Genomic DNA, 293 nt, shown 5'->3' with positions numbered 1-293 from the left:
GCTCCTGGTCGGCGGCGGCCTGACCCTGGACCATGTGCCGGGGCTTCTGGTCGCCGGGTTCGACGCGTTTCACATCGGCGGGGCGGCGCGGCCCGGGGGATGGGAGCGACCGGTGTCGGCGCAGGCGGTGGCGCAGTGGCGCCGGGCGGTGGACGCCGAGTCCGCCCAGGCCGGCCAGGGCGGCCTCTGAACGAGCGCTGCCGGCACCGACTCAGGGGCGCGGGGAACTGTCGAACGGGCGCTGCCGGCACCGACTCAGGGGCGCGGGGAACTGTCGAACGGGCGCTGCCGGC

The 293-nt window shown here is 77.1% G+C and carries 1 pseudogene; it reads left to right on the top strand.

What is annotated here, in order from left to right:
- Positions 1-190: pseudogene (locus TN53_RS43890) on the top strand (copper homeostasis protein CutC); the annotation flags it as partial.
- Between the last annotated feature and the right edge of the window lie 103 nt (positions 191-293).

Source organism: Streptomyces sp. WM6386 (assembly GCF_000972385.1).
GTDB lineage: Bacteria > Actinomycetota > Actinomycetes > Streptomycetales > Streptomycetaceae > Streptomyces.
Note: the sequence above shows the minus strand (reverse complement) of the source record. Positions and strands in the feature narration are given on the sequence as shown.